The organism is Streptomyces sp. NPDC024555 (genome assembly GCF_055559335.1).
Genome location: NZ_JBVHKV010000017.1, coordinates 22,267 through 49,173, shown reverse-complemented (window position 1 = coordinate 49,173; position 26,907 = coordinate 22,267). Strand labels below are relative to the sequence as shown.

Below are 26,907 nucleotides of genomic sequence, written 5' to 3'. Positions count from 1 at the left end.
GGGCGGTGGCGCCGGACGCCCCAGGCGGTTCACCGGCGGGTTGCGTCTGCGGCTCGTGATCACCTTCGTCGTCGTGGCCCTGCTGAGCGCGGCGACCGCGACCGCCCTCGCCTACCGGGACGCCCGCACCGCCGTCCTCCAGCGCACCCAGAACGCGACGGTGAACGACTTCCGGGCCCAGGTCGGCACGGTGGCCGCCGATGTCGACCTGCCGCCCGACCAGGAATCGCTGTCCCGGTTCGCGGCACGGGTCTCGGAGCGCGTCGGCGGGCGCACGGTCGTGGCCCGCTACCGGTCCCTCACCGCGACCTCCGACACCTTCGGCACCGCGACCCCCTGGATCACCGCGGGCCTGCGCGCCTCCGTGACGGCCGGCGACCGCATCGCCTTCCAGCGGGTGCGCCGGCAGGGGGAGCCGTACCTCGTCGTCGGCACCCCCGTCCGCTACGTCGACGGGGACCGCCGCGCCTCCGGCCTGGAGGTCTACACGCTGACCGATCTGCGGGCGGAGAGCGCGGACACCGCCGCCCTGCTCGACTCCGTACGGAACGGCACCGTGCCGGTGATCCTGCTCGCCGCCGTCCTCGCGCTGCTGGCGGCCGGGACGGTCCTGCGCCCGGTGCGCAAGCTGGGCCGGGCCACCCGCGGGCTCGCCTCCGGCGATCTGGGCAGCCGGGTCGAGGTCACCGGGGGCGACGAACTCGCCGACTTGGCCCGGACGTTCAACGAGACCGCCGACGCCCTCCAGGCGTCCGACGCCAGGTTGCGCGAGCAGGAGGCGAAGGCACGCCGTTTCGTCGCGGACGTCTCCCACGAACTGCGCACCCCTCTCGCGGCGATGACCATGGTGGCGACGGTCCTGGAGGAGGACGCCGGCCGACTGCCGCCGGACGCCGCGCAGGCGGCCCGCACCGTCGGCGCCGAGACGGCCCGACTCGCCCGGCTGGTGGAGGACCTGATGGAGATCTCCCGCTTCGACGCCGGGGCCGTCCGGCTGAACGCCGCCGGAACCGATCTCGCCGCCGCCGTCCGGGCCTCCCTGGCGCTGCGCGGGTGGACGGACCGGGTCCGCACCGAGCTCCCGGACGAGCTGCGCGCGGTGGTGGACCGGCGCCGGATCGATGTGATCGTGGCGAATCTGGTGGGCAACGCGCTGCGGCACGGCGCCCCGCCGGTCACCGTGACCCTGCGCACCTCCCGTACCGGGGACGCGGAGTGGGCGCTGCTGTCCGTCGCCGACCACGGCCCGGGACTGCCCCCGGAGGTGCGCGAGCGGGTCTTCGACCGTTTCTACAAGGCGGACGCCGCCCGTACGCGCGGCGCTGCGGACGACAGCGGGCAGGGCAGCGGCCTGGGGACGGCGATCGCGCTGGAGAACGCCCGGCTGCACGGCGGCACGATCGAGGTGACGGACGGACACGGTCCGCCGGACCCGGACGCCCGGACCGCCCCGGTCGGCGGCGGCCGGGACGCCGCTCGCGGCGTGGTGTTCACGCTGAGACTGCCCCTGCGACGCCCGGAAGAGGACACGGCATGCGAATAGTGCGGCAGGGGGTCCTGGCCGCCGCGCTCGGGATCGCCCTGGTGGGATGCGGGGTCCGGCCGACCGGCGTGATCGGCGCGGGCGAGCCCGCCTCCGGTCTGACGCGCGGGATGCGGCTCTACTACGTCGCGTCGAGCGGGTTGCGCCCCGTGCCGCTGATCGACCGGAAGATCGGCCCGGACATCGGCGGGGTGCTGAAACTGCTCCTCGACCCTCCCGAGGGGCTCGTCAACCTCCTCCAGCTGGGCGGCTACACGGTCTCCGTCCAGGGCGCCCGGGTCACGGTCGAGATAGACGGCTCCTACGGGGGAACGGGACGCGACCTCGGCACGGGCCAGCTGGTGTGCACCCTGGCGAGCGCCCGGTCCGTGGCCGCCCCGGGGACCGACAGCGACGAGGTGGAGGTGACCCTGTCGCCGTCGCAGGGTCCGGAACAGGGGCCCTACCGGTGCGCGGACTACTTCGTACGGTGAGACGCCCCGTGGTTCCGGGCGGCCGGGGCACGGCGTCGCCTGCCGGCGGAACGCCCGCGCGCCGCGCACCGGTGTCCGGATGTGACAGGGAACCGTCATTGCGGCCACCGCCCCGGTTGGCGACGATGGAGGCATGTCCCCCGCCCACCGCGTCGTCATCGCGGTCTTCCCCGCAGTCGACCTGCTCGACGTCTCAGGTCCCGCAGAGGTCTTCGCCCTGGCCAACCGGGTGTCCGGGGGCCGCGCCGGTTACGAGGTGCGGCTGGCCGGTCCCGAGGCGGGCGAGGTGCGGACCTCGGCCGGGGTGCGGCTGCTGACCGACCTGACCTTCGACGAGGTGGGCCGCAACGTCGACACCCTGCTGGTGCCCGGCGCGGTCGACATGACCGACGACGGGCCCGTCGCCCGTATCGACCCGGACATCGTGACGTGGGTACGGGATACCGCCCCGCACGCGCGGCGGGTGGCGTCCGTGTGCGTGGGCGCGCACCTGCTGGCCGCGGCGGGAATCCTGGACGGCATGACGGCGACCACCCACTGGTCGACCGCCGCCCAGCTCGCGGCCGCCCACCCCGAGGTCACGGTCGACGCGGACCCGATCTTCGTCCGCGCCGACCGGGGCCGGGTGTGGACCGGGGCGGGGATCAGCGCCTGCCTGGACCTGGCCCTCGCCCTGGTGGCCGAGGACATGGGCGAGGACACCGCCCTGGCCGTCGCACGGCAACTGGTGATGTACCTCAAGCGGCAGGGCGGTCAGAGCCAGTTCTCCGTACCCCTCAGCCGACCGGCCGCCTCGCGGCGCGACATCGACGAACTGCGGCTGTGGATCGCCGACCACCTCGACGAGAACCTCTCCGCACCGGTGCTCGCCGCACGTATGCGCCTGAGCGAACGGCACTTCGCCCGCGTCTTCAAGCAGGAGACCGGCCTCTCCCCCGCCGCCTATGTGGAGTCCGCCCGCATCGAGACCGCCCGCCGGCTCCTCGAAACCACCGACGACCCGCTCGAACGGGTGGCGGCCGCGGCCGGTCTCGGATCCGCGGAGACCCTGCACCGCGTGTTCCGGCGGCAGATCGCCACCACCCCGGCCGCCTACCGCCGCCGCTTCCGCACCGGCGCGGCCTGACCGCACCGGCCCCTCCCGCCCCGCCGCCACCGGCGGCTCCCCCGCACCCGGGCACCGCGGACACTCCGCCGTGCCCTCCTACAGAAAGGCACCACCATGACCGTCAACCAGCCCTCCGCGACGCTCCGCGAGGTCTCGGGCCTGGACTCCCGGCTTCCCCGCCTGAGCGAGTCCGTCCTGATCCTGATCGACGTCCAGAACACCTACCGCACCGGTGTCATGGCCCTGGAGGGCGCCGAGGAGGCCGTCGCCGCCTGCGCCCGCCTGCTGGAACGGGCCAGGGCTGCCGGCACCCCGGTCGTTCATGTCATCCACGACGGCGGCGAGGGCTCCCCGTACGACATCCGCGAGCACATCGGCGCCCTCAGCGACGAAGTGGCCCCCCGGGAGGGCGAGACGGTGGTCGTCAAGCAGTTCCCCAACTCCTTCCACCGCACGGACCTGGAGAAGACCCTCACCGCCCTCGGCGCGGAGCCCGGCAGCGGCAAGGACCTGGTGCTCGCCGGGTTCATGACCCACATGTGCGTCACCCACACCGCCCAGGGCGCCTTCAACCTCGGCTACCGGCCCGCCGTCGTCGCCGAGGCCACCGCCACCCGCGGCCTCCCCGCACCCGACGGCACGGTCGTCCCGGCCGCCACCCTCAAGACCGCAGCCCTCACCGCCCTCGCCGACCTCTTCGCACCGGTCGCGCCCACGGTCGACGCCCTCCCCGCCTGACGGGACCCGGCCGTACCCCACGCGCGGGTACGGCCGGTCAGGTGCCGAACCCCTGTCAGTGCACGTAACCGATGACCTTGACGACGACGTCGGTGATCAGCGGGCCGCATCCGCCGGGTGCGCGTCCGGCGAACTCCAGGGTGAAGTGGTCCTCCCCGGCGAGGAATTGGAGGCCCTTGTTCGCCGGGGCGAAGCGGGGGCCGATGGGGGTGTAGGAGTCGCCCACGGGGTCGGAGCTGGGCGGGGGGACGACCTGGGCGCTGTAGGACTGGTCGCCCATGTCCTTGGCGCATGCCGGGTCGGTGTTGCGGGCGTGCTTCCAGGTGACGCCGACGACGGAGCCCTGGTCGGCCTCGAAGTCCTGGGAGAGGGTTCCCGGTCCGATGTCGACCGCCTGGTAGGTGTACTGGGTGAGGGCGCGGCTGTACAAGGTCACACCCCCGCGCGGGGTGGAGGAACCGACCTGCCAGGCACCGATGTTCTCGCCGTCCTCGTACTCGACGTAGCCGCCGGCCGGGGCGTTCGGGTCGGAGAAGGTGCCGTTCTTGATGAGGTTCCCGGCCGCTGCCGCCGGGGTGAGGGCGGCGGTGGTGGCCAGAACGACGGCACCCAGCAGGGCGCCGATGGAGGTGGGCTTGTTCATGCGTGCCCTTCCTGTGTGGGGGGATGGAGTCTTCGCGTCGGCGCGAGGGCGGCAGTCGCCCTGGTCGCAGTGCGAACGAGGGGGGGGTGACGGGTGCCCGGCTCCGCGCCCGGCACCCGTGCGGCGGGGCCGGCCTCAGCTGATGCCGAAGACCGGGACGACCCGCCCGTGCCCCTCCGAGGGAAGGAACTCTTCGTTGCCGAGGTACTTGGCGGAGTAGCCGCCGATCTCACCGGTGATGGAGGTGCCGATGTCGCTGATGCTGCCTCCCTCGATGCTGGCGATTCCCCGTCCATCGGTCTGCGAGGTGCCCAGGTGCTCGCCCGCGGCACCGGCGTACCAGTCGATGTCCTGGTAGGCAACGGGCTTGCCCTTGCTCGTCAGCCGGCACCTGCCGGTCGCGTGCAGCCCGGTCAGGAGGTGGCCCTTCGTCGTTTCGACGGTCAGGTTCGTGGGCTGGGGCGAGGCGGCGGGGGTCGGCTGCGGCGCGGCAGCGTCGTCGGGTGAAACCCTCTTCGGCGACATGGTTACTCCTTGTGTCCGAATGAATATGCCCGATGGGCAGTCACCAAGAGAATTGCATGGTCAGAGGCCTGACTTCGACCACACGGCAATCCGTTCACTACAATGTGTGACCATGAGAGGCCTGGGGGCTTGCACCCGGTTCGAAGCGCGCCTCACCCTCACGGACGGCCCCGCGCCCCCACGGGGCCTCACTCCGCGAGAACCGTCGCCCGGCCGCGACCACGGTGCGCCCCCGGGAAGTGCGCCCGGCCAATCGGCGCAAGAGCCCGCCTCCACGGCCTCGTTGGCCGGCTGTCCGACCGGCGGCAGCTCCCGGTTCGCCACAAGTGTCGAACCGTCCCCGGCCTGCGCCGGGCGCCCGAAGGGGCGTTCAGGTGAACTCCGGGCGAGGCTGTACGTTTCTTCTACGCAAGGCCCGGCAGGCGGCCGCTATCAGTTCGGGGTATGAGATCCCCGCCCGCAGCACCGCGCTCGCAGAACGGCGTTGTCCTCGATCCCGGCAGGACGGCTCCCCGCCTCCTCGGCACGGGAGCCGAGCCGACGAGCACCCGGGGCGGCGGGACCGGCCCTCACTCGTCGTTGAGGTCGCTCCGGCTGCACGCCAGGACCCCGGCCGTGCCCGCCAGCCGTGCCGTCAGCGCGTCGGGGTCGCCCCGTCCCTGCACGCTCAGCGCGATCTCCACGGTCCCCTCGGCGTCCGGCTGCGCGCGCCGCCGCCGGTATCGGCCCGAGCCGGAGAGCGTGGTCAGCTCGGAGACGGCGAACCCGGTCTCCGTACAGTGGTTGACCAGTTCGCGCAGGGCTCCGACGCCCTCGGTGTACGTGATGCGGTAGCCGATCGACGCGTTGCGCAGGGCGGGGAGCCGGTGGGCGAGGGGGCGGACGCCGTAGGACACCAGGAAGTACGCGAGCGTGGCCAGCGTCGCGAGCACGGGCAGCCCGGCGCCGGCCGCGCAGCCCACGGCGGCGGTGAGCCAGATGGAGGCCGCCGTGGTCAGACCCCGCACCGAGCCCCGGTGGACGAAGATCACGCCGCCGCCGATGAAGCCGAGCCCGGAGACGATCTGGGCCGCGACCCGCGACGGGTCCAGCTCCACCTGGCCGGTCACCACGACGTCGGAGAAGCCGAACTTGCTGACCAGAGTGAAGAGCGCGGCGCCGAGCCCGACGATCGTGTAGGTGCGCAGGCCGGCCGCCTTCTGGCGGATCTCGCGCTCGATCCCGATCGCGCACGACAGGACGAACGCGATGCCGAACTGCGCCGCGTGCGTCCAGTTCTGGCCGAACGGTTCATTGATGTCGAGAGCCACACAGCCTCCGGCCCGTCCGGCGGAACATGATCGGACGCAGTCCACCGTACCCGGCCGTTCGGGGCCCGCGGAGGTGTGGCGGGGCGGTCACGGGTCAAGGCCGGGACAAGAAGGCGGCGGCTCCCGTGCCGTCCGGGAACCGCCGCCCTCCGCGTCAGGGGCTACGCGGTGACGCAGCCGATCGAGCCGACGGGGAAGTCATTGCCCGTCGAGGTCGCCGTGAAGCCGAAGGTGACGCTGCCGTCCGGCGGGATCGACCGGTTGTAGTCGGCGTTCCTCACGGTCAGCGTGCCGTCGGACGCGGTGCTCAGTACCCCGCTCCACACGCTGCTGACCGTGGTGCCGGTGCCGGGCTTCCACTGAACCGCCCAGCCGTCGAGCGCCGTCGTGTTGTGGTTCATGACCTCGACGGAGCCCTGGAAGCCACCGCTCCAGGAGTTGGTCACGGTGTAGACGGCCATGCACCCGGTGTGCGGCTCGGTCGGATCCGTCGGGTCCGGGGTCGGGTCGGTGGGGTCCGGGTCGGGGGTGCTGCCCGAACCGCGGATGCCGGTGACCTCGCCGTGACCGCCGTCGAAGACGATGTCGGAGCAGGAGAAGAAGTTCTCCTGACTGTCCGAGCGCACCCACTGGATGAACATCACCGCGTCACCCGAGCGGCCCGAGGGCAGCGTCAGGTCCCAGTAGTAGTGACCGCCGTCGGTGCCGGGCGAGCCCACCTGGGGCGGGTCGGTCACGGTCTGGATCAGCTCCAGGTCGTCCCAGCCCAGTGCGGTGGTGGGCGAGTAGTCCGGCTTGGACATGTACACCCGGAACGCACCCGGGTGCGCGGCCCAGTTGCTGTGGTCGACCTCGATCGTGGCGCCCGAGGTGAGGTGTGTACGGGGCCAGTCACCGCGCGGCGCGTTGTAGCCGGTGAAGTTGTACGGGGAGCGGTCGCCGGCACTGCACAGCGTGCCGTCCGGCACGTACCCCTCGTTCCGGCCACCGGCGTTGGAGTCGAGCACGGCGAACCAGTTGTACAGGGAGGTCGCGCCGCTCTCCGCGAGGGCAGCCTTGCACGCGGGGTTGGTCGGGTCCAGGGAACCGGTGCTGGTCTTGGCATCCAGCCAGCAGAGGTAGGTGCGCGACCCCGGTGACATGGCGACACCGTGGGCCTGCGCGCTGCCCTGGCCCAGCAGGGTGAAGGCGATACCGCCGAGCAGTGTCGCCAGCACCGCCGCCAGGGAGGCGAGTTGTGTTCTGCGTCGTGCCATGGTGTCTCCTTCTGCGGGTGCGGGGGCCGTGGGGGGAGGCGGGGGGCGTACGGGTGGGAGCGCTCCCATATATGCGTTGGTAGGGGACTGTAGGAGGCAGTCGTGTCCCTGACAACCCTGCGGACGACATCGGCCGAAACGGGCCGCAGCCCGCACGCAGCCCATAGCCGCCCGTCAACTGCGCGGAGAATCAGGCCGATTGACGCACCATCAGCCGCGTCCGCAGGATGACGTGGTGCCAGGCGACCTTCGGCCGGCTCATCTCCTCCAGCAGCAGCCGCACCATCGCGCGGCCGATCTCCTCCATCGGCTGACGGACCGTGGTCAGCGGCGGATCGGTCTGCTCGGCGAGCTCGAAGTCGTCGAAGCCGACCACCGCCACGTCCTCCGGCACCCGCCGCCCCGCCGCGTGCAGCGCGGCCAGCGCCCCGGCCGCCATACTGTCCGAGGCCGCGAACACGGCGTCGACGTCCGGATGCCGCTCGATGAGGCGGGCCATCGCGCGCCGCCCGCTGACCTCGGTGAAGTCTCCCTGGGCCACCAGGGACGGCGGCTCGGCGCAGCCCGCCTCGCGCAGGGCCTCGCGGTAGCCGCGCAGCCGGCACTGGGCGACGTACATCTCGGGCGGACCGGCGATAGCGGCGATGGTCCTGCGCCCGCCGCGCACCAGATGGCCGACGGCGTCCCGCGCACCGCCGACGTTGTCGGCGTCCACATAGGTGACCCGCTCGTCGCCCGAGCGGCGGCCGAACAGCACCGTGGGCACCCCGGCGTCCGCGAGCATGTCCGGCAGCCGGTCCTCGGCGCTGACCGACATCAGCAGCACACCGTCGACCCGGCCGCCCCGCACGTACTCCAGGAGCCGCTGCCGTTCGGTGTCCGTGCGGACGAGGGTGAGCAGCAGTTGCACGCCCCGCTCGTCCAGGGCGTCCCCGACCGCGCGCACGATCTCCGAGAAGAACGGTTCCCCGAACAGCCGCCAGTCCGTCTTCGTCATGACCAGGGCGACGGCGCCCGCGCGCTGCCCGGCCAGGGAGCGCGCGGCCAGGTTGGGCACGTAACCCAGTTCGTCGATGGCGCGCTGCACAGCGCGCCGGGTGGACTCCCGGACGCCCGCGGCGTTGTTGATCACTCGGGAGACCGTCCCCCGGCCCACCCCGGCGAGCGCCGCCACCTCTTCCAGCGTCGGCGTGCCGGAACCCCTGTTCAGCATGGACCACCCCCAAGAGCCACCGATCCTACGGCCCGGAGGGTGGACGGCCGAAGGAGTTGGATCAATTGACGGCGTGAGCGCACCCTCATTCTGGGAGCGCTCCCAACTTTATTTGTGCATGACAGCGTTGGATGACTATGCGCGGGCTCCGGCGGCGTGTACGGTCTCGGGCCGATGGGTTCTGGGAGCGCTCCCATCCAGTGGTTCCTCAGTTGTTCCCCTTCGAACGAGGAGAAATGCTGTGAAACGCTTCTTGGCTCTACTGGCGGCCGGTGCCACGGGCATGGGCCTGATGGTCCTGGCCGGCCCCCCGGCGGCGGCCGCCACCGGATGCAAGGTGGAGTACACGGTCTCCAGCCAGTGGCAGGGCGGCTTCCAGGGCGGGGTGAAGGTCACCAACCTGGGTGACTCCGTCAGCGGATGGCGGCTCACGTTCACCCTGCCGGACTCGGGCCAGAAGATGGTCCAGGGCTGGAACGCCACCTGGTCGCAGTCCGGTTCCACGGTCACCGCCGCCGGCGTCGACTGGAACCGCACCCTGGCCACCGGGGCCACGGCCGACCTGGGCTTCGTCGGCTCCTTCTCGGGCGCCAACCCGGCTCCCACGGGCTTCGCGCTCAACGGCGTCGCCTGTACGGGCACCGTCGGCGGCGGGGGCGACGACGACCCGCCGCCCGCCACGGGCGACGGCACCCCGGTGGAGACCAACGGCCAGCTCCGTGTGTGCGGTGTGAACCTGTGCAACCAGTACAACCGCCCGATCCAGCTGCGCGGCATGAGCACGCACGGCCTCCAGTGGTTCAGCCAGTGCTACAACAACGCGTCGCTGGACGCGCTGGCGAACGACTGGAAGGCGGACCTGCTGCGCACCGCCATGTATGTGCAGGAGGACGGCTACGAGACCGACCCGGCGGGCTTCACCGGCAAGGTCAACAGCCTGGTCGACATGGCCGAGGCCCGTGGCATGTACGCCCTGATCGACTTCCACACCCTCACACCGGGCGATCCGAACTACAACCTGGAGCGCGCCAAGACCTTCTTCGCGTCCGTCGCCGCCCGCAACGCCTCGAAGAAGAACGTCATCTACGAGATCGCCAACGAGCCCAACGGTGTGAGCTGGGCGGGCATCAAGAACTACGCCGAGCAGGTCATCCCGGTCATCCGGGCCGCCGACCCGGACGCGGTCGTCATCGTCGGCACGCGCGGCTGGTCGTCACTCGGCGTCTCGGACGGCTCCAACGAGAGCGAGGTCGTCAACAGCCCCGTCAACGCGACCAACATCATGTACGCGTTCCACTTCTACGCCGCCAGCCACAAGGACAACTACCGGGCGACAGTCAGCCGGGCCGCCTCGCAGCTCCCGCTCTTCGTCACGGAGTTCGGCACGGTCAGCGCCACCGGCGGCGGCGCGCTGGACCGTTCGAGCACCACCGCCTGGCTGGACCTGCTCGACCAGCTGAAGATCAGCTACGCCAACTGGACCTACTCGGACGCCGACGAGAGCAGCGCCGCCTTCAAGCCCGGCACCTGCGACGGCGGCGACTACAGCAGCAGCGGCGTGCTGACCGAGTCGGGCGCCCTGCTCAAGTCCCGGATCAGCACCCCGGACACCTTCCCCACCAGCTGACCCGCGCGACGCGGGGGCTCCGACGCGACCGGGGCCCCCGCATCCGTGCGACCGCGGACCGGTCCTTGGCATCTCGTCGACAGGAGCGGGGCACTGGGGCGGCGCTCTCGGCCCATTTCCACAGAATGATCAAGGGCCGGTTTCGGATGTCTCCGAAACCGGCCCTGATCTGCGACTGTCTCCAGTCGGGACGACAGGATTTGAACCTGCGACCCCTTGACCCCCAGTCAAGTGCGCTACCAAGCTGCGCCACGTCCCGCTGTCAGTCACCCGACTCTGCCGGGCGGCTGCGCAGGACAAACATTACCTCACTCCGAGGACCGGATCGACGCCCGTGCCTGCTGGGCGCGGGTCGCCAGGGTCTCGGCGCCGCAGGCGGTGGCCAGTTTCTGGGCGCGGGCGAGCTGGCGCGGGGAACGGGTGGCGACGCCGTGGTCGTAGAGCGCGAGGGCCAGCTCGTAGCCGGAGGGCGAGGCCTCCAGATGACGGACGGCCTCACCGAGGAGGTGGGCGGCCTCCTCCGGGCGGGCGAACAGGGCGACGCAGCGCAGGGCCTCGCCGATGGCGGTGTCCGTGCCGAAGCGCTCGGCGTGGACGCGGGCGGAGTTGGCGAGCTGGGCGGCGCGGCCGGGGTCGTCCTCGGCGAGGGCGCGGGCCAGGTCGCCGGCCCAGGGGCCCCAGATGCCGTTGAAGCGGCCGCGCGGTTCGAGGGACTGGCCAGCCGCCTCCAGTTCCGTGACGGCTTCCTTCGTACGGCCTTCGGCGAGGAGCAGACGGCCGCGGACGCAGGGGGCGTCGGGCAGCACCATGGCGCTGGGGTAGGGCAGGCCGAAGGAGTACAGGTCGGCGATCTTGCGGGCTTCGGCGGTCTTGCCGCGGGCCAGCAGGGTGTCGATGAGGAGGCAGGCGGCGTCCCAGTGGACGGGCAGTCCGCTGCCCACGCGGTCGGCGAGGCGCAGTCCCTCGCGCAGGAAGCCCTCCGCCTCCGCCAGGCGGCCGCGACGGCGGTGGACCAGGCCGAGCAGGGTGTGGGCGAACGCCAGATGCGCGCCGCTCCAGCCGGAGATCTCGAAGGCGCGCACGGCCTCGCCGAAGAGTTCCTCGGCGCGGTCGAGGCGGTCGGTGAAGGCATAAGTGATGCCGAGCAGGGTGGGGAGTTCGAAGCCCCACTCGGTGTCGGTCCAGCCGAGGCCCCGGGCCGGATGGCCGTTGACCAGGGCCCGTTCGCAGAGGTCGACGACCAGTTCGGAGTTCTCGCCGCGCAGCATCGCGTCGAAGGCGCGGAGGGTCAGCAGCGCCCGTTCGGCGTTGTCCCGGCCCTTGAGGTGGTCGGCGTTGGCGGCGAGCCGGCGGGAGCGGCCGGGGCCGTCCTCCTCGGTCGCCTGCATGCCCTCCCAGAGGAAGTGGGCGGCCTGGAGCCGCATGAGCCCCGGGCCGGGCGGGGTGCGCTCGGCCTCGGCGGCCAGCGCGAGCGCCGCCTCCTTGAGCTGGTTGTTGTGGGAGAGCGCGGCCGCGAGCCGGAAGGTGGCGTCGACCCGCAGGTCGTCGGTGAGGCCCGGCATGTCGAGGGCCGCCCTGAGGTGCCGCACGGTGGTGGCCGGGGAGCTGAGCAGGGTGGCGCAGCCCAGTTCGTACAGGAGCGTGGCGCGTACGTCGTGGCGCGGCGGTTCCTGGAGGGCGCGCTCCAGACAGCGGCGGGCGGCCTCGGGGGCGCCGACCGCCAGATGCTGGGTGGCGGCGGCCCGGAGCTGGGCGACCAGTTCCTGGTCGTCGTCCGGGTGGACCTCCAGGAGGTGCCGGGAGGCGGCGGCCGGGCCGAGGCCGGCACGGGTGATCGCCCAGGCGGCCCGGCCGTGCATGGCGGTCCGGGTGGCCGGCGGGATGGAGCCGGTACACGGCCGAGGCGATCAGCGGGTGGACGAACTCCAGCGGGTCGAAGCCGCTCACGATGCGGGCCTCGCGCAGCCGCGCGGTGCAGTCCGCGGCCTCGGCCGAGGTCATGCCGGCCAGGGTCGCGGCCAGGTCCTGGGAGATGTCGGTGCCGAGGACGGCGGCGGCCCAGGCGAAGCGGTTGGCGTTGGTCCCGAGCCGTTCGAGGCGGGCGACGAGGCCGCTGCCCCGGGCCGAGGCGCCGAGTTCGCGCAGCATCCCCGCGGACTCCTCCAGGGGCACGAGTTCGCTGTCCTGGACCTTGGCGACGAGTTCGACGGCCTCGTACGGGTTGCCGCCGGTGACGGCCCACACCTCGCGGCAGAACGGGTCGTCCGCGTGCTCGCCCAGCGTGGCCCGTACCAGTTCGGCGGTGGCGTCCGGGGTGAGCGCCCGCAGCGCGACGCGGACCTGGGCGGGATGTCCGCCGGCGACCGTGCCCTCGCCCTCGCGCGCGGACAGTTCCTCGGGGCGGTGCGCCTGGACGACCAGGACGCGCAGTTCGCCGAGGCGGGCCGTGAACGAGGCGAGCCAGGCCAGGGATTCACCGTCCGCCCAGTGCGCGTCGTCGATGACGAGGAGCAGCGGGCGATGGCTCATCCGCGAGGCGAGCCGGGCGACGACGTGGTCGAGTCCGTCGCGCACACCCTGCGGGTCGGGCTGGAGGTCGGAGGGTTCGGCCAGTCCGAGGGCGGGGGCCGCGATGTCGAACCATGAGCCGAACAGGGCTCTCACGTCGTCGGCGGGCAGCTGGTCCAGCGCCGGCTGGAGCAGTTGGCGGACGACATGGAACGGCACCGAGGTGACCGTCTCGCCGCCGCGTGCGGACCAGATCGTGCACCGGTCGGCGGCCATGGCCTGGATCTCGCCCAGCAGCGCGGTCTTGCCGATGCCTGCCTCGCCGCTGAACACCAGCAGCCCGCCGGCCGCCTGCGCGCCGCAGAGCGCGTCAACGGCTTGTGCGGCGGCGGCGAGTTCCGGTTCGCGCTCGTACAGCGGCCGGGACGGCTTCATGCCTACTCCCCCAATGTCGGATCACTGACGGTCGAGCCTAATCGTGCGCGGGGGGTCACCGACAGTGGTTCGGCCAGTTCCCCGCAGGTACGGGGCACAATCGACGGATGAACGCATCGCGCAGGGACCGGGACGCCGAAGGCCGGGCGCACAACGCGCGCCCCCGGGACGGGCTGGGCCGGCCCCTGCCGTACGGCACGCCCGGTGTGGCGCGGCAGCCCGAGGGCGTCCTCCGTATTCCGGCCGAAACCGTACGGGAGGCACAGCGTCTGCTGGACGCGGGGATGCCGTTCCACGCGCACGAGGTCTTCGAGGACGCCTGGAAGTCGGGCCCGCCCGCGGAGCGGGAGTTGTGGCGGGGGCTGGCCCAGCTGGCGGTGGGGCTGACGCACTCCGCCCGGGGCAACGCGACCGGTGGGGCGCGGCTGCTGCGGCGCGGGGCGGGGGCGCTGGAGGCGTACGCGCACGCCGGCGGTGTGCCGGAGGGCGTCGCGCCGGCCGCGTACGGGATGGACCTCGGCGGGCTGGCGGGCTGGGCGCGGGAGCTGGCCGCGCGGGTGGAGGGGGATCCGGCGCGGGCCGTCGACCCGGCCGCCTCGGCCCCGCGGCTGCGCGCGGGTACGGACGCGGCGGAGGGATAGGGGCCGCCAACTCTCCTTCCTTTCCCTCTCCTTGACCGAGAGCGGTGAACTGGGCCGGTCGGAGCCATTACCATCCGGCGTCATGAGCACTTCTGACCAGGACCAGTCCGTGGACACCCCGATAGCCGCCCCCGAGGAGTCGGCGGAGGCCGAGGAGACCGGCGCTGCCGCAGCGGCGGAGGAGACGAAGGCCACCGGGCGCGCGGACTCCGTCGCGGAGTCGGAGGACGAGGAGACCGCGGGGAACGTCGGCGAGGGGGGCGTAGCGGAGGCGAGCGGGGGGCCGGCCGGAGCCGTCGGGGAGCGCAGACTGACGCCCCGGCAGGCGAGACGGCTCCGTATCGTCCTGTCGTCGGTGGGCATGGCGGCGATGGCGGTCGTCCTCGCGCTGCGGATCGCCAGCCGGTCCTCGGTGCTGGTGGTCGGGGTGTACGGACTGGCGCTGATCCTCTGCGGGATCGTCATCGAACTCAGCCGCAACGGCCGGACGCGGCTCGGCAGCTGGCTGCTCGGGCTCGGTCTGGTCGCGGCGATCGGCTCGGACTGGCTGCTCATTCCCTGAGCGGCCGGGCCGGCGGTCCGGCGGTGACGCGGACCGGGCCGCCGCGCGGATCGGCACGGTCCAGCCAGTGGGCGGGCAGCGGGAGCGAGCGGCCCGGCAGAACGGCCCGCAGGACCCTCCCCCGGTACAGCTCCCGTCCGTCCTGGTGGGCGGTGATCAGCGGGGCCGTCAGCCGCCGGGAGGCGCGCAGGAGGAAGCGGCCGTCGAGCGGACGGGGCGCCTCCGGGTCGATCAGGTTGGGTGCGATCCATTCGAGAGGGGTCTCGACGGTGAGCGCGGGCCGGTTCTCCGGCCAGTCGCCGGTGGTCAGATACCGCAGTACGGGTGCGGCGGCCGCCCGGCCCTCGGCGGCCGCGGTGCCGGCCCGTTCGACCGCGTGGAGCAGATTGCCGACGGCGAAGACGCCCGGCCGGGCGGTGCGGTGGGCCGCGTCGTGGGCGGGGCCCCGTGTACCGGGGTCGAGCGGGACGCCCCCGCTCCGGGCCAGTTCGTGCTCGGGGATCCAGTCGCCGGTGAACACCACGGTGTCGCAGGCCAGGGTCGTCGTACGGCCGTCGGCGTGGCGCAGGGCGACTCCGGTGAGCCGGGTGCGTCCGGTGAAGGCGGTGACGGTGGTCCGGGTGAGGAGCGGGGCGCCGAGCCACGGGGCGAGGGCGGCGGGCAGCGCGGGCGGGCGGTCCGTGACGCGGGCGACGAGATGGACCCCGGCGGCGCGCAGGGTGCCGGCGGCGGCGACGCCGATCGGCTCGTCGCCGACGACGACGGCGCGGCGGCCGATGTGCTGGTGGTGGAGGTGGACGGCCTGCTGGAGTTCGCCCGTGGTGTAGACGCCCTCGGGGCGGGTGCCGGGGACGAGCCGGGCGCTGCGCGGGCGTTCGCGGGCTCCTGTGGCGAGGACGACGGCGCCGGCGGTGATCCGTTCGAGCCCGCCGGGGCCCGTGAGGTCGAGGGTGCGGGGTCCGGCCCAGCCGGTGGCGGTGACGCCGGTGCGCAGGGTCGCCCCGGCCCTTTCGGCGGCGGTGACGCACCGCCGGGCGTACTCGGGACCGCTGCTGCCGCCGCCGGCCCGGGTGGAGCCGAACCCCGGGTGGTGGCAGTGGCGCGGGACGCCGCCCGCGGCCTGTTCGCGTTCCAGGACCTCGACCCGGCGTACACCGGCCGCGGCGAGCGCGGCGGCGGCGCCGAGCCCGGCCGGTCCGGCTCCGACGACGAGGACGTCGACGGTCCGTTCACGGCGCGTCATGACGCGGTCTCCTTCGGCCTGTCGGGGTGGGTCATGTCCCCGTCCCCTCGAACCGCGCGCGGAGTCCGGCGCCGCAGGCGAAGCCCTGGCAGCGTCCGTTGCCGGCCCTGGTCCGGCGGGCGAGGCCCGCGGGGGTGCGGGGCGGCAGGGTGGCGGCGAACGCGTCGCGGATCTCGCCCTCGGTGACGCGTTCGCAGTGGCAGACGATCGTGCCGTACGCCGGGTCCCGCGCGACGAGCGCGGCGTTCAGGTACGGGCGGCGGTCGTCGGTGCCGAGGTACGGCATGGTGAGGGGGGCGAGTGCGGCCGGCTCGCCGAGGTCGAGGCCGATGCCGGCCAGTAGGCCGGTGACGTGGTCGGCGATGGCCATGGAGGCGGTGAGGCCGGTGGAGCGGATGCCGCCGACGGTGACGGCCCGCCGCTCCGGATGGTCCTGGATTCGGTAGTCCTCCTGGCCGGTCGCGGCGCGCAGGCCCGCGTAGACGGCGGTGACCTCCTCGTCGAGGAGGCGGGGCAGGATGCGGCGGCCCTTCTCCCGCAGCAGCGCGATGCCCTCCCCGGTCGACTCGGTGGCGGTCTTGTCGTCCAGGTCCTCGGCGGTCGGTCCCAGCAGCACATTGCCGAAGACGGTCGGCGCGACGAGCACGCCCTTTCCGGCGGCGGTGGGGACGGGGAGGAGGATGTGGCGGACGAGGTCGCGGGCGAGTTTGTCGAACACGAGGAGCTGGCCCCGGCGCGGGGTGACGGTGAACGCGTCGTATCCGAGCATGCGGTCGACGACGTCGGCGTGCAGTCCGGCGGCGTTGACGAGGAAGCGGGTGCGCAGCGGCCCCCGGGAGGTCGTCAGGGTGTGCACGTCCTTGCCGGTGGCGATGGCCGTGACCGGGCAGTCCAGATGCAGATGGACACCGGCGCGCACGGCCTGGGTGGCGAAGGCGAGCGGGGTGGTCCAGGGGCAGATGACGGATTCGTCGGGGATCTCCAGCGCGCCGAGGGCCCCCGGGCCGAGGGCGGGTTCGCGTGCGGCGACCTCGTCGGCGTCCAGGATCCGTGCCGCGTGGTAGCCGTTGGCCTCCGCCTTGGCGAGCAGGGCGGGCAGCGCGGATAGCTGTTCGTCGTCCCAGGCGACGAGGAGGGCGCCGACCCGCTCGACGGGGATCCCCGTGGCGGCGGCGTACGCGGCGAGCTTGCGCTGCCCTTCGCGAACGAGACGGGCTTCCAGGGAGCCGGGGACGGCGTCGAAACCGGTGTGCAGGATCGCGGTGTTGGCCTTGGACGTGCCGGTGCCGATGTCGTCCGACGCCTCGACGAGGGCGATCCGCAGCGGGTGGTGGGCGAGCGCGCGGGCGAGCGCGGTGCCGACCACCCCCGCGCCGATCACGGTGACGTCGTACGGGGCGCCGTCGGGCGGTTCCGGGAGCGGGTCGCCGGCGGTGGTGACGGTGGGGGTCACGGTGCGGACCCCGTACGTGCCGACGCGGGCGGGAGGGGGCTCCGGTCGTGCGGGGCCGTGTTCATGACCGTTCCAGGAGGGTGTCGACGGCCGCGCGGAAGCCGGCGAGCCGTTCGGCGGCCTCGTCGGGACCGATCCGCGGTTCGTACACGGCGGCCGGGTGCCACTCGGGCACGGCCTCGGCGAGTGTGAGCGCGGGATCGATGCCGAGCCGGGCCACGGCGCCGGCCCCGAGCGCGGTGACATCGGGCAGCGCGGACACCTCGACCGGGCGTTGCAGCAGATCGGCCTGGGTCTGCATGAGGAGGGACGAGCGGGTCAGACCGCCGTCGACGCGGAGCGCGGACAGCGGGGCGCCGAGGTCGTCCGCGACCGCGTCGGCCAGGGCGACCACCTGGGCGGCGATGCCCTCGCACAGGGCGCGCACGAGATGGCCCGCGGTGGTGTCCAGGCCCAGCCCGGTGAGCGATCCGCGCAGATCGCCGCGCCACCAGGGAGCGGCGAGTCCGGCGAGGGCGGGGACGAACGTGACGCCGCCGGCGTCGGGGACGCCGCCGCCGACCGCGTCGAGGTCGGCGGCTCCGGAGATGACCTTGAGGTCGGTGAGCCAGCGGACGGCGGAGGCGGCGGTGAGGACCTGGCCGTCCAGGCAGTAGCTGGTACGGCCCCCGAGCCGCCAGGCGACGCAGCTGACCAGGCCGGAGCTGCCCCGGCGCGGGACGGCGCCGGTCTGGGCGAGGAGGAAGGCGCCGGTGCCGTAGGTGCATTTGGCGGTGCCGGGCTCCAGCGCGCCCTGGGCCAGCAGGGCGGCCTGCTGGTCGACGAGGAGTCCGGTGAGCGGGATCTCGTCGCCGAAGGCCGTGGTGGTGCCGAAGGTTCCGGCGGCGTCCACGACGGCGGGCAGGCGTTCGCCGGCCAGCCCGAAGCGGTCCAGGGCGGTGGGCGACCAGCCGGCCTCGTCGAGATCGAGGAGCTGGGTGCGTCCGGCGGTGGCGGCGTCGGTCACGAAGGCACCGGTCAGCCGGTGGACGAGCCAGGAGTCGCTGGTGGTGACCACGCCGTCGCGGGTCAGCTCGCGGCGGATCCAGGCCATCTTCGGGGCGGCGAAGTACGGGTCCAGCGGGAGGCCGGTGAGCCGCCTCAGCTCGTCCTCGTGCTCGGCGAGTTCCCGGCACAGCTCCTCGGAGCGGCGGTCCTGCCAGACGATCGCGTCGGTGAGGGGCCGGCCGGTGGCCGGGTCCCAGGCGAGCACGGTCTCGCCCTGGTTGGCGAGGCCGGCCGCGACGACGGGTTCGCCCGCGTCGGCCAGGGCCATCGCCCCGGCGTCGAGGACCGAGCCCAGCAGTTCGGCGGGGTCCGCCTCGACGGCGCCGCCGGGGCCGTACCTGGGCCGCACCGGCGCGGATCCGGAACCGATCACGCCGCGCTCCGGACAGATCACCAACGCCTTCGTCCCGGAGGTTCCCTGGTCCACGGCGAGCACCGGGCCTGACATCGGATCTCCTGCGGTACGCAAGCACGGGGCCTGAACGGAATCGTGATCTTCGGTCGCGGGAACCCAGAGTGGTGCAGCCCGGCAGCTACGTCAAGCGGCTCCGGACGATGTGCCCGGAAGCCGACCTTGAATCCCCATCGCCCTTTCCGCGCACATGATTTGGAGCAGATCCAGGATTCGTTCGGGAGTTCGGCACGAAGGGCTCTACACTCACCGCCGAGCAACAACCGGACGCTTTACAGCAGTTCATATTTCAACTGCTGCTTGACCCCCCACGTCCCCGAGGATCGATGACACCGACACCGCACACCGAGTACGTGAATGGCCAACAGTGAATTCCGGCCGGTGTACCACCCGGCCGGCCACGACAGCCCACTGCGCTCGGCGTTACAGGACTTACGCACAGGCCGCTGGATCTCCATGCGCGACCTGTTGGAGAGCACGCCCGACTGGACCCTGTGGACCCAGCGCACCCAGGTGCTCGGGGCCGTCGCCGCGGGATCGGACGCGGTCCAGGCCTGGCTGACCGAGGAACCGCGCAGCGTCGCGGGGACCGTGATGCGGGCACGGGTCTGCGTGGAGCGCGCGGTCCGGGCCCGCCGCTCCGGCCACCCCAGCGGCCAGCAGTTGTGGCAGGAGGCCTGGGAGTCCTGCCGCTCGGCCGCGCACGCCTCGCCCGCGGACCCCGTTCCGTGGGTGTGCCTGCTGGCCCTCTCCCAACTGGACGAACGCCAGCGGCTGGAGGAGCACCGGCTCCATCCGCCGGGCCCGATGCTCTTCCCCGGACCGTGGGGGCTCCTCGCGGAGGCCGACAAACGCGACCCGTACAACCGCGAGGCCTACCACCGGATGCTCCAGTTCGTGTACGCCCGCAAGGCCGGCGGCTCGCTCTCCGAAGCCGTCAACTTCGTGCAATGGGCGTCCTCGTCGGCACCCGACGGATCGGCCCTCCACGTCCTGCCGCTGTATGTGCGGGTCGAGCGCTACCGGCGGGAGAACGGCCACGAGAAGGCGCTCGACCTCCACTGGGTCACCGAGGACGCCGAACGCGAGGCGCAACGAGCCCTGGAACGGTGGTTCCGCCTCACTCCCCCGGCCACGCACACCCTGCTCGACCTCAACCATCTGGCGCACGCCCTGTGGGGGGCGCTGCGCTTCGCCGACGCCGCTCCCGTGTTCCACGAGCTGGGGCCGTACTTCACGTCGCTCCCCTGGGCGTACCGCACCCGCTCGCCCAAGGAACCGGGCGGTGCCGAGGAGGTCTTCCTGCGGGCCCGCAGCCGGGCGCTGACGGCGGCGCGGGACCCCGGGCGGGGGCCGCACGGCTGAGCCGTCCGGGACGGTGAACGGATGCATCGGGTGCGCACCTCGTTCCTTCCGTTTGACCGTTTTGCTTTCGTTTTCCTTTTCGCTTTCGTATGAATCTCCCTTTTCGCTCACCGCTCACGGAGGTCCCCATGTCCGTCACCACCTCGGCCCAGAAGGGCTCCGAGGCCATACCGCCCCAGGACGAGGAGCAGCGCCTGCGCGAGCTCGGCTATCAGCCGGTGCTGGCCCGTCGCATGGGCGGCTTCGGAAATTTCGCGATCAGCTTCTCCGTCATCTCGATCCTGTCGGGCTGCATGACGCTGTACGGCTTCGGCATGTCCACCGGCGGGCCCGCCGTGATGATGTGGGGCTGGGCGGGCGTCGGCCTCTTCGTGCTCTGTGTCGGCATGGCGCTGGCGGAGGTCACCAGCGCGTACCCGACGTCCGGGGCGCTGTACTACATGGCCGACCGGCTCGGCGGGCGTAAATGGGGTTGGTACACCGGTTGGCTGAATCTGCTCGGTCTCCTGGGTGCGATCGCCGGAATCGACTACGGGGCCGCGTTATTCACGGGCGCCCTGATGAACCTGCAGTGGGGCTTCACGCCCACGCCGGGCAAGACGATGATCATCTTTGTCTGCATTCTGCTGCTGCACGCCGTTCTGAACCTTTTCGGTGTCCGTCTGGTGAGCGTGCTCAACTCGATCAGCGTCTGGTGGCACCTGGCCGGTGTCGCGGTGATCGTTTCGGTGTTGGCGATCGTTCCTTCGCACCACCAGTCGCCGTCGTTCGTCTTCACCGAGTTCGTCAATGACACCGGCTGGCACAATCCGCTGTACGTGGCGGCGATCGGTCTGCTGCTGGCGCAGTACACGTTCTGTGGCTACGACGCCTCCGCCCATCTGTCCGAGGAGACGTCGAACGCCTCGGTCTCCGCCGCCCGGGGCATCGTCCGGGCGATCTGGGTGTCCTGGGTGGCCGGCTTCGTCCTGCTCGCGGGGCTGACCTTCGCGATCCAGGACTACGCGGGTACGCAGAGCACCTCGACGAACGTGCCGCCCGCCCAGATCCTGATCGACGCGCTGGGCACCTCGGGGGCCACGGCGATGCTGCTGATCGTGATCGCCGCGCAGCTCTTCTGCGGCAACGCCGAGGTGGCCGCCGCCAGCCGCATGGTGTTCGCCTTCAGCCGCGACAACGCGCTGCCCGGTTCGCAGCTGTGGCGCAAGGTGAGCGCCCGGACGCAGACCCCGGTGCCCGCCGTCTGGCTGTCGGTGATCGTCGCCGGGGTGCTGGCCCTGCCGTCGCTGTACTCGGCGACCGCGTACGGCGCGGTGACCGCGATCAACGTCATCGGGATCACGCCCGCGTACGCCATCCCGATCTTCCTGAAGCTGCGCGCCGGGGGCCGCTTCGAACGGGGGCCGTGGCACCTGGGCCGGTGGTCGAAGCCGATCGGCTGGATCGCGGTGGTCTGGGTCGCGATCGTGACCGTGCTGTTCCTGCTGCCGCAGTCCTCGCCGGTGACGATCGATTCGATGAACTACGCGTCGATCGCGCTGGTCGCCGTACTGGTCCTGGCCACCGTCTGGTGGTTCGTGGCACGGCGCTCGTACGGCACCCCGCAGGCGTACGGCAACGCCCGCGAGCAGGCGGAGATCGAGGAGGACATCGTCTGACCGCCCGCTCTCCCCGTGACGGGGCCCCGTCCGGCATCGGCCGGGCGGGGCCCCGTCACGGATTCAGGAGGAGCTGGAGGCCACCGAGGACGGTGGCGCCCAGGACGAGACGCTCGAAGAGCCGCTGGTTGATCCGGTCCACACAGCGCCGGCCGATCCAGGCACCCGGCAGGACGAACAGCAGCATGCAGGCGTCGAGCAGCAGCGACCACGCGTCGATCAGGCCGAGACCCACGCTGAACGGCACCTTGGACGTGTTCACGATGAGGAAGAACCACGCGGACGTCCCGAGGAAGCCGAGCTTCCGAAAGCCCGCCGAGAGCAGATAGAGCGACATCACGGGGCCGCCCGCGTTTGCGACCATCGTGGTGAAACCGCCGAGCACCCCGTATCCGCGGGCCTTGAGCCGCCCCGCGGCGGTCGGCGGTCCCGCCGCCTCGGGTTCCCCGGCCTCCGTCGCGGTGCGCCGCCGCCACATGGTCACCCCTGCCATGAAGAGCAGGATCGCGCCGATGGAGATGCGGACAGCCGCGTCGTCGGCCCACAGCATGAACACCGTTCCCGCCACGACGCCCACGGCCACGGCCGGAAAGACCCGTAGCAGCGTCGGCCAGTGCGCGTGGCGCCGGTAGCTGAGCACCGCGAGCACATCGCCCGCGATCAGGATCGGGAGCAGCACTCCGGTGGATTCCCGGGCGGGGAGTACCGCCGCGAAGACCGCGAGGCTGATCGTGTTGGCACCGCTGACGGCCGTCTTGGAGAAGCCGACGAGTGCGGATGCCGCGGCCAGTGCCGCCAGTTGCCAGAGGGTGAGCGTGTCCATGCCGAGGGATGAGCGTAGTACGTATGTGCAGGGGTTGGTTCGGGCCGAGTCCTTTCGTTTGATCGATATGCTGCGGCCAAACGCTCAAACGAAAGCGGCCAAACGAAAGTCGCCCAGCGCACGGCAAGGGGGCCTGCACCATGCAGGAGCAGATGGAACTGAGGCGTCAGCGCATTCTGGCGATGGTCGAGTCACGGGGCGCCGTCCAAGTGACCGCGCTCGCGGCCGAACTGGGTGTATCGACCGTCACCGCCCGGCGGGACGTGGACGAGATGGACCGTGACGGGTTGCTGCGGCGCGGACGCGGGGTCGCCCGGCCCCTCGACGACCGGACCGCTCAGGCCTCGGTGCCCGCGCCACGCGTGGGCGATCCGGCCGGGGGCGGAGCGATCGCCCTGGTCGTCCCGGAGCGCCACTCGTATCTCCACGAGACGCTGCACGGGGCGCGGAGCGTACTGGAGGAGGCCGGGATCCGGATCGCCCTGCACATCGCACCGCAGGGGCCGGGCGCGGAACGGCGGCTCGTGGAACGGGCGCTGGCCGACGGGGCGCGGGGCCTGCTGATCGCCCCGAGGTGGCCGAGCACGCACGCCGAGGAGCTGGACCACGCCTGGCTCGCGCGGCTCGGTGTGCCGACGGTGCTGATGGAGCGGCGGCCCCGTCCGGGCAGCGCCCTGCACGCACTGGACTCGGTCTGCTCCGACCACTGGTACGGAGTCCATCTCGCCGTGGAACACCTGGTGGCGGCGGGTCACCGAAGGATCGTGCTGGCCGCCCGCGACGACAGTCCGACGGCCCGGACGGTGCGGGCGGCGTTCGCCGAGATCGCCGCGGAGCGGCCGGAGGTGACGGACTGGTCGGTGGTGCTCAGCTCGCCGGACGCCGCGGAGCACGGCCCCTCCGGGCCGCCGCGCACACCGGTCGGCGCACCGCTCGACCTCGGTGCGGCACTGCGCAGCCGCGGGGCCACTGCCGCCGTGCTGCACGGGGACATCGACGCCCTGATGCTGGTGCAGCGCCTCGTGGAGAACGGGCTGGAGGTGCCCCGGGACTGCTCGGTGGTGGCGTACGACGACGTGGTGGCGGCGTTGGGCAGCACTCCGCTGACGGCGGTCTCGCCCCCGAAGATGGAGATCGGCCGGACCGCCGCCGAACTGCTGCTGCGTCGGCTGTCCGGACCGCCGGGCACCACGGGACCGGTCTGCCGCATCGAGCTGCTGCCGACGCTCAAGGTGCGCGGATCGGTGAACGAAAGGCCCCCGCCTTTCGAAATGATCGTTTGATCGTTTCCACTTTCTTTTGATCGATTGCTTGACCAAGATCGATCAAACGATCAGGATTCCTCGTGACTTCACATCGGAAGCCGCGGAGGAGAACGATGACCGGCACCCTTCCCGTCCCGGCCGGCGCGGGCCACCGGCCGCGCGCCGCGCTCGCCATGCGGGCGGACACCGCGACCGCGCTGCTCGGCCCCGACGCGCTGGCCGCCCTGTCCCGGGTGTGCGAACTCGCGCCGCTGCCCGTACTCGACGACTTCACCACCGACCGGGCGCGGGCCGTGCTCGCGGACACCGAACTGCTGGTCACGGGCTGGGGCTGTCCGCCTCTGGACGACGCCGTGCTGGCGGCCGCGCCGCGGCTGCGGGCCGTGGTCCACACGGCGGGCAGCGTGCGCGGCCACATCACGGACGCCTGCTGGGAGCGCGGCATCGAGGTCTCGTCGGCCGCCGCCGCCAACGCGCTCCCGGTCGCCGAGTACACCGTCGCGATGATCCTGCTCTCCGGCAAACGGGCCCTGGAGCGCGCACACGCCTACCGGACCGAACGCCGTCGCGACGATTCGCTCACCACGTCGCCCGCCCTCGGCAACTACGGTCGCACCGTGGGCATCCTGTCCGCCTCGCTGATCGGGCGCCGGGTCGTGGAGCTGCTGCGCCCCTACGACCTCCAGGTGCTGCTGCACGATCCGTATGTCTCCGAAACGGAAGCGAAAGAGCTGGGCGTCCGATCGGTCACACTGCCGGAACTCTTCGCGCAGAGCGACCTGGTGAGCGTGCACACCCCGCTGCTGCCCGCGACGCGCGGGCTCGTCAGCCGTGAACTGCTGCTGTCCATGCGGCCGGACGCCGTGCTCGTCAACACCGCCCGGGGCGCGGTCGTCGATCAGGACGCACTCGTCGACGTGCTCCGGCAGCACCGGATCCGGGCGGTCCTGGACGTCACCGACCCGGACGCGCTGCCCGCCGGGCACCCGCTCTGGGACTGCGAGAACGCCCTGATCACCCCGCATCTGGCGGGCTCTCAGGGCAACGAGTGGCAGCGCCTGGTCGATCTCGCGATCGCCGAGACGGAGCGCTGGGCCGCGGGCGACGGCTTCGCCCATCCCGTACGACGCGAAAGGCTGGCGTTCCTCGCATGAGCGCTCCGCATCCGCACCTCCCGCTGGAACTCCCCGCCGACGACCGGGTGCTCAGCCCGCGGACCGGCTACACCCGGGCGCACTGGGAGGCGGCCGCAGACGGACTGCTGAAGGCCGCCTGGCGGTGGGCCACCCCCGGCGGAGCGCTGCTGGACCTGCCGGGCCGCCCGTCCGCCTCCGGGGTGCGGTCCGACGGCCTCGAAGGGTACGCGCGCACCTTTCTGGCCGCCGCGTTCCGCGTCGCCGGGGCGGGCGGCGCGGACCCGCACGGCTGGATCGGCCGGTACGCGGACGGGCTCGCGGCAGGCACCCGTACACCCGGCCGTGACGACGCCGAGTCCTGGCCGCTGATCCGGGACCACAGGGTCTTCGGCCAGCCCATGGTCGAATCCGCCTCGGTCGCCATCGGGCTGCGGCTGACCCGCCCGTGGCTCTGGGACAGGCTGGAGCCGGCGGTGCGGGACCGTACCGAGGAGTGGCTGCGGGGCGCACTGCGGCACACGCCCGCGGCGAACAACTGGTACCTGTTCCCGTACACGGTGGCCGGGTTCCTGGAGTCCGTGGGCCGGGGCGACGCCGAGACGGCACGCGCCCGGGAGCGGGCACGTGCGCTGATGGAGGTCTGGTACCGGGGGCAGGGCTGGTACGCCGACGGCGACGGCCGCGCCTTCGACCACTACAACGGCTGGGCGCTGCACCTCTATCCGGTGCTCGACGCGCATCTGTCCGGCGAGACGGAGCCCGCCGCGCTGTACGGGGCGCGGCTGCGGGAGCACCTGGAGAGTTTCGGCCTGCTGTTCGGCGGGGACGGGGCGCCGGTGTACTTCGGCCGGTCGCTGACCTACCGCTTCGCGGCGGGTGCGGCGGTCGGGCTGGGGGCGGTGACCGGGGACACCCCGCTGACGGCGGGGGCCTCGCGCCGGGTGATCAGCGGAGCACTGCGCTACTTCCTGGACCGGGGCGCGGCCGGCACCGACGGTCTGCTGAGCCTCGGCTGGCACGGCCCGCACGAGGCGACGCTCCAGCCCTACTCCGGCCCCGCCTCCCCCTATTGGGCGTCCAAGGCCTTCGTCTCGCTGCTCGCTCCGGCGGACCACCCGCTGTGGACGGCGACCGAGGAGGCCGCGCCCGTCGAGGGCCCCGACCGGGTGCTCGCCCTGCCGGCCCCCGGGCTGCTCGTCCAGTCCACCCGGGCGGACGGCGTCGTCCGGCTGCACAACCACGGCAGCGACCACCTCCGGCCGCACGAGGGCGAACACGCGGCGCAGGACGATCCGCTGTACAGCCGTCAGGCGTATTCGACGGTCACGGGCCCCACCGCGCGTGCCAACGTCGCCGACAACCATCTGGCCGTGGTCGTCGACGGTCTGCGCAGCAGGCGCCGCGCGATCCGTCCGCTGGGCGCGGGCGGCGGTGACGGCTGGGCCTGGGCCGCCTCCTGGCACATGCCGGTGTTCCCGCACGGGGCGTCGACCGAGCCGGGGCTGCGCGTGGAGAGCGTCACGGTGGTGCGCGGCCGTTACGAACTGCGGGTGCACCGGGTGTGCTGCGCTCCGCCCGGGGCCCGGATCGAGGAGACGGGCTGGGCCACCGGCCCGGAGTCCGGGCTCACTTCGTCGCTGCACGGTCTGCACGGCTGGGAGGAGCGGGACGAGGTCCGTGCGCCGCAGGGCACGGCGTACACCCCGTGGGCCGTAGTCCCCCGGCTGGGCGCGGACTCCGACGGTACGCAGATCCTCGTGGCGCTGGCCTCGCTGACCGCCGAGCCGGACGCGTCCGGGCTCGACGCGGTGGTGGACGAGGTGCGCGTCGACGGCGGCACCGTGGAGGTGACCTGGGCCGGGGGCGCGGCGAGGACCCGGATCGCCTTCGGCCCACTGACCGTCACCCACGGCTGAGCAGAGG

The 26,907-nt window shown here is 72.7% G+C and carries 21 protein-coding genes, 1 tRNA gene and 1 pseudogene; 12 read left to right on the top strand and 11 right to left on the bottom strand.

Annotated features, from left to right (window positions below; all coding sequences use genetic code 11):
* Window positions 1-40: 40 nt before the first annotated feature.
* The 4 genes from ACZ4FH_RS27280 to ACZ4FH_RS27265 all read left to right on the top strand — a co-directional run bounded on the left by ACZ4FH_RS27280 (window position 41) and on the right by ACZ4FH_RS27265 (window position 3,862).
* A complete protein-coding gene (locus ACZ4FH_RS27280) occupies window positions 41-1,543 on the top strand; it encodes an ATP-binding protein (protein ID WP_467308099.1) in 1,503 nt (500 codons plus the stop codon).
* On the top strand, window positions 1,534-2,016 hold the full coding sequence (locus ACZ4FH_RS27275; RefSeq protein WP_467308098.1) for a GerMN domain-containing protein: 483 nt from the start codon (window positions 1,534-1,536) through the stop codon (window positions 2,014-2,016). The genes ACZ4FH_RS27280 and ACZ4FH_RS27275 overlap by 10 nt, the downstream gene beginning before the upstream one ends.
* Before the next feature lie 133 nt (window positions 2,017-2,149).
* Window positions 2,150-3,142: a GlxA family transcriptional regulator gene (locus ACZ4FH_RS27270; RefSeq protein ID WP_467308096.1), complete on the top strand. Its 993-nt coding sequence runs from the start codon at window positions 2,150-2,152 to the stop codon at window positions 3,140-3,142.
* Between the two features lie 96 nt (window positions 3,143-3,238).
* Complete coding sequence (locus tag ACZ4FH_RS27265) at window positions 3,239-3,862, top strand: cysteine hydrolase family protein (protein ID WP_467308095.1); 624 nt, start codon at window positions 3,239-3,241, stop codon at window positions 3,860-3,862.
* 55 nt (window positions 3,863-3,917) lie between these two features.
* Here the strand turns inward: ACZ4FH_RS27265 and ACZ4FH_RS27260 are convergent, their stop codons facing one another.
* The 5 genes from ACZ4FH_RS27260 to ACZ4FH_RS27240 form a co-directional block, all read right to left on the bottom strand.
* Window positions 3,918-4,505 (bottom strand): hypothetical protein, encoded by a 588-nt coding sequence (locus ACZ4FH_RS27260; protein ID WP_467308093.1) that lies wholly within the window; start codon window positions 4,503-4,505, stop codon window positions 3,918-3,920.
* Between the two features lie 135 nt (window positions 4,506-4,640).
* A complete protein-coding gene (locus ACZ4FH_RS27255) occupies window positions 4,641-5,030 on the bottom strand; it encodes a hypothetical protein (protein WP_467308091.1) in 390 nt (129 codons plus the stop codon).
* 569 nt (window positions 5,031-5,599) lie between these two features.
* Window positions 5,600-6,340 carry an MgtC/SapB family protein gene (locus ACZ4FH_RS27250; RefSeq protein WP_385113914.1) on the bottom strand — a complete coding sequence of 247 codons (741 nt, stop codon included), beginning with the start codon at window positions 6,338-6,340 and terminating at the stop codon, window positions 5,600-5,602.
* Window positions 6,341-6,501: 161 nt separating this feature from the next.
* Entirely contained in the window at window positions 6,502-7,596 is a 1,095-nt protein-coding gene (locus ACZ4FH_RS27245; protein WP_467308090.1) for a lytic polysaccharide monooxygenase, read from the bottom strand.
* Window positions 7,597-7,786: 190 nt separating this feature from the next.
* Window positions 7,787-8,809: a LacI family DNA-binding transcriptional regulator gene (locus ACZ4FH_RS27240; protein ID WP_467308088.1), complete on the bottom strand. Its 1,023-nt coding sequence runs from the start codon at window positions 8,807-8,809 to the stop codon at window positions 7,787-7,789.
* Between the two features lie 241 nt (window positions 8,810-9,050).
* Here ACZ4FH_RS27240 and ACZ4FH_RS27235 point away from each other — a divergent pair, with 241 nt between their 5' ends.
* Window positions 9,051-10,436: a cellulase family glycosylhydrolase gene (locus ACZ4FH_RS27235; protein WP_467308086.1), complete on the top strand. Its 1,386-nt coding sequence runs from the start codon at window positions 9,051-9,053 to the stop codon at window positions 10,434-10,436.
* 185 nt (window positions 10,437-10,621) lie between these two features.
* Here ACZ4FH_RS27235 and ACZ4FH_RS27230 read toward each other — a convergent pair.
* Both ACZ4FH_RS27230 and ACZ4FH_RS27225 read right to left on the bottom strand, forming a co-directional pair.
* Window positions 10,622-10,695 (bottom strand) — tRNA-Pro (locus ACZ4FH_RS27230).
* A gap of 49 nt (window positions 10,696-10,744) precedes the next feature.
* Window positions 10,745-13,379, bottom strand: a pseudogene (locus ACZ4FH_RS27225) (ATP-binding protein).
* Between the two features lie 107 nt (window positions 13,380-13,486).
* Here ACZ4FH_RS27225 and ACZ4FH_RS27220 point away from each other — a divergent pair.
* Window positions 13,487-14,020 carry a DUF309 domain-containing protein gene (locus ACZ4FH_RS27220; RefSeq protein ID WP_467308084.1) on the top strand — a complete coding sequence of 178 codons (534 nt, stop codon included), beginning with the start codon at window positions 13,487-13,489 and terminating at the stop codon, window positions 14,018-14,020.
* A gap of 82 nt (window positions 14,021-14,102) precedes the next feature.
* Window positions 14,103-14,582: a hypothetical protein gene (locus ACZ4FH_RS27215; RefSeq protein ID WP_467308082.1), complete on the top strand. Its 480-nt coding sequence runs from the start codon at window positions 14,103-14,105 to the stop codon at window positions 14,580-14,582.
* On the opposite strand, the gene ACZ4FH_RS27210 is transcribed toward ACZ4FH_RS27215, so the two are convergent.
* The 3 genes from ACZ4FH_RS27210 to ACZ4FH_RS27200 all read right to left on the bottom strand — a co-directional run bounded on the left by ACZ4FH_RS27210 (window position 14,572) and on the right by ACZ4FH_RS27200 (window position 18,773).
* Window positions 14,572-15,825, bottom strand: a complete 1,254-nt coding sequence (locus ACZ4FH_RS27210) for an FAD-dependent oxidoreductase (protein ID WP_467308081.1) — start codon at window positions 15,823-15,825, stop codon at window positions 14,572-14,574. The genes ACZ4FH_RS27215 and ACZ4FH_RS27210 overlap by 11 nt on opposite strands.
* 31 nt (window positions 15,826-15,856) lie before the next feature.
* Complete coding sequence (locus ACZ4FH_RS27205) at window positions 15,857-17,278, bottom strand: FAD-dependent oxidoreductase (RefSeq protein WP_467308079.1); 1,422 nt, start codon at window positions 17,276-17,278, stop codon at window positions 15,857-15,859.
* Window positions 17,279-17,339: 61 nt separating this feature from the next.
* Entirely contained in the window at window positions 17,340-18,773 is a 1,434-nt protein-coding gene (locus ACZ4FH_RS27200) for an FGGY family carbohydrate kinase (RefSeq protein WP_467308078.1), read from the bottom strand.
* Between the two features lie 321 nt (window positions 18,774-19,094).
* Here ACZ4FH_RS27200 and ACZ4FH_RS27195 point away from each other — a divergent pair, with 321 nt between their 5' ends.
* Both ACZ4FH_RS27195 and ACZ4FH_RS27190 read left to right on the top strand, forming a co-directional pair.
* Entirely contained in the window at window positions 19,095-20,102 is a 1,008-nt protein-coding gene (locus tag ACZ4FH_RS27195; RefSeq protein ID WP_467308077.1) for a hypothetical protein, read from the top strand.
* A 128-nt stretch (window positions 20,103-20,230) separates the two neighbouring features.
* Window positions 20,231-21,760: an amino acid permease gene (locus ACZ4FH_RS27190; RefSeq protein WP_467308075.1), complete on the top strand. Its 1,530-nt coding sequence runs from the start codon at window positions 20,231-20,233 to the stop codon at window positions 21,758-21,760.
* Between the two features lie 55 nt (window positions 21,761-21,815).
* Here the strand turns inward: ACZ4FH_RS27190 and ACZ4FH_RS27185 are convergent, their stop codons facing one another.
* A complete protein-coding gene (locus ACZ4FH_RS27185) occupies window positions 21,816-22,583 on the bottom strand; it encodes a sulfite exporter TauE/SafE family protein (protein ID WP_467308074.1) in 768 nt (255 codons plus the stop codon).
* Window positions 22,584-22,723: 140 nt separating this feature from the next.
* Between ACZ4FH_RS27185 and ACZ4FH_RS27180 the strand changes: the two genes are divergently transcribed.
* From ACZ4FH_RS27180 to ACZ4FH_RS27170, 3 genes are all read left to right on the top strand, one after another.
* On the top strand, window positions 22,724-23,866 hold the full coding sequence (locus ACZ4FH_RS27180) for a substrate-binding domain-containing protein (RefSeq protein ID WP_467308073.1): 1,143 nt from the start codon (window positions 22,724-22,726) through the stop codon (window positions 23,864-23,866).
* Between the two features lie 95 nt (window positions 23,867-23,961).
* A complete protein-coding gene (locus ACZ4FH_RS27175) occupies window positions 23,962-25,002 on the top strand; it encodes a hydroxyacid dehydrogenase (RefSeq protein ID WP_467308071.1) in 1,041 nt (346 codons plus the stop codon).
* The gene (locus tag ACZ4FH_RS27170) at window positions 24,999-26,900 is read left to right on the top strand and encodes a DUF2264 domain-containing protein (RefSeq protein WP_467308070.1); all 1,902 of its coding nucleotides are present in this window, start codon (window positions 24,999-25,001) and stop codon (window positions 26,898-26,900) included. Before ACZ4FH_RS27175 ends, ACZ4FH_RS27170 begins: the two co-directional genes overlap by 4 nt.
* The last annotated feature ends 7 nt before the right edge of the window (window positions 26,901-26,907 follow it).

Coding starts and splice junctions, on each gene's coding strand:
- ACZ4FH_RS27275 (WP_467308098.1), top strand. CDS start 1,534: ATGCGAATAGTGCGGCAGGGGGTCCTGGCCGCCGCGCTCGGGATCGCC.
- ACZ4FH_RS27270 (WP_467308096.1), top strand. CDS start 2,150: ATGTCCCCCGCCCACCGCGTCGTCATCGCGGTCTTCCCCGCAGTCGAC.
- ACZ4FH_RS27265 (WP_467308095.1), top strand. CDS start 3,239: ATGACCGTCAACCAGCCCTCCGCGACGCTCCGCGAGGTCTCGGGCCTG.
- ACZ4FH_RS27260 (WP_467308093.1), bottom strand. CDS start 4,505: ATGAACAAGCCCACCTCCATCGGCGCCCTGCTGGGTGCCGTCGTTCTG.
- ACZ4FH_RS27255 (WP_467308091.1), bottom strand. CDS start 5,030: ATGTCGCCGAAGAGGGTTTCACCCGACGACGCTGCCGCGCCGCAGCCG.
- ACZ4FH_RS27245 (WP_467308090.1), bottom strand. CDS start 7,596: ATGGCACGACGCAGAACACAACTCGCCTCCCTGGCGGCGGTGCTGGCG.
- ACZ4FH_RS27240 (WP_467308088.1), bottom strand. CDS start 8,809: ATGCTGAACAGGGGTTCCGGCACGCCGACGCTGGAAGAGGTGGCGGCG.
- ACZ4FH_RS27220 (WP_467308084.1), top strand. CDS start 13,487: ATGAACGCATCGCGCAGGGACCGGGACGCCGAAGGCCGGGCGCACAAC.
- ACZ4FH_RS27215 (WP_467308082.1), top strand. CDS start 14,103: ATGAGCACTTCTGACCAGGACCAGTCCGTGGACACCCCGATAGCCGCC.
- ACZ4FH_RS27210 (WP_467308081.1), bottom strand. CDS start 15,825: ATGACGCGCCGTGAACGGACCGTCGACGTCCTCGTCGTCGGAGCCGGA.
- ACZ4FH_RS27200 (WP_467308078.1), bottom strand. CDS start 18,773: ATGTCAGGCCCGGTGCTCGCCGTGGACCAGGGAACCTCCGGGACGAAG.
- ACZ4FH_RS27195 (WP_467308077.1), top strand. CDS start 19,095: ATGGCCAACAGTGAATTCCGGCCGGTGTACCACCCGGCCGGCCACGAC.
- ACZ4FH_RS27190 (WP_467308075.1), top strand. CDS start 20,231: ATGTCCGTCACCACCTCGGCCCAGAAGGGCTCCGAGGCCATACCGCCC.
- ACZ4FH_RS27185 (WP_467308074.1), bottom strand. CDS start 22,583: ATGGACACGCTCACCCTCTGGCAACTGGCGGCACTGGCCGCGGCATCC.
- ACZ4FH_RS27180 (WP_467308073.1), top strand. CDS start 22,724: ATGCAGGAGCAGATGGAACTGAGGCGTCAGCGCATTCTGGCGATGGTC.
- ACZ4FH_RS27175 (WP_467308071.1), top strand. CDS start 23,962: ATGACCGGCACCCTTCCCGTCCCGGCCGGCGCGGGCCACCGGCCGCGC.
- ACZ4FH_RS27170 (WP_467308070.1), top strand. CDS start 24,999: ATGAGCGCTCCGCATCCGCACCTCCCGCTGGAACTCCCCGCCGACGAC.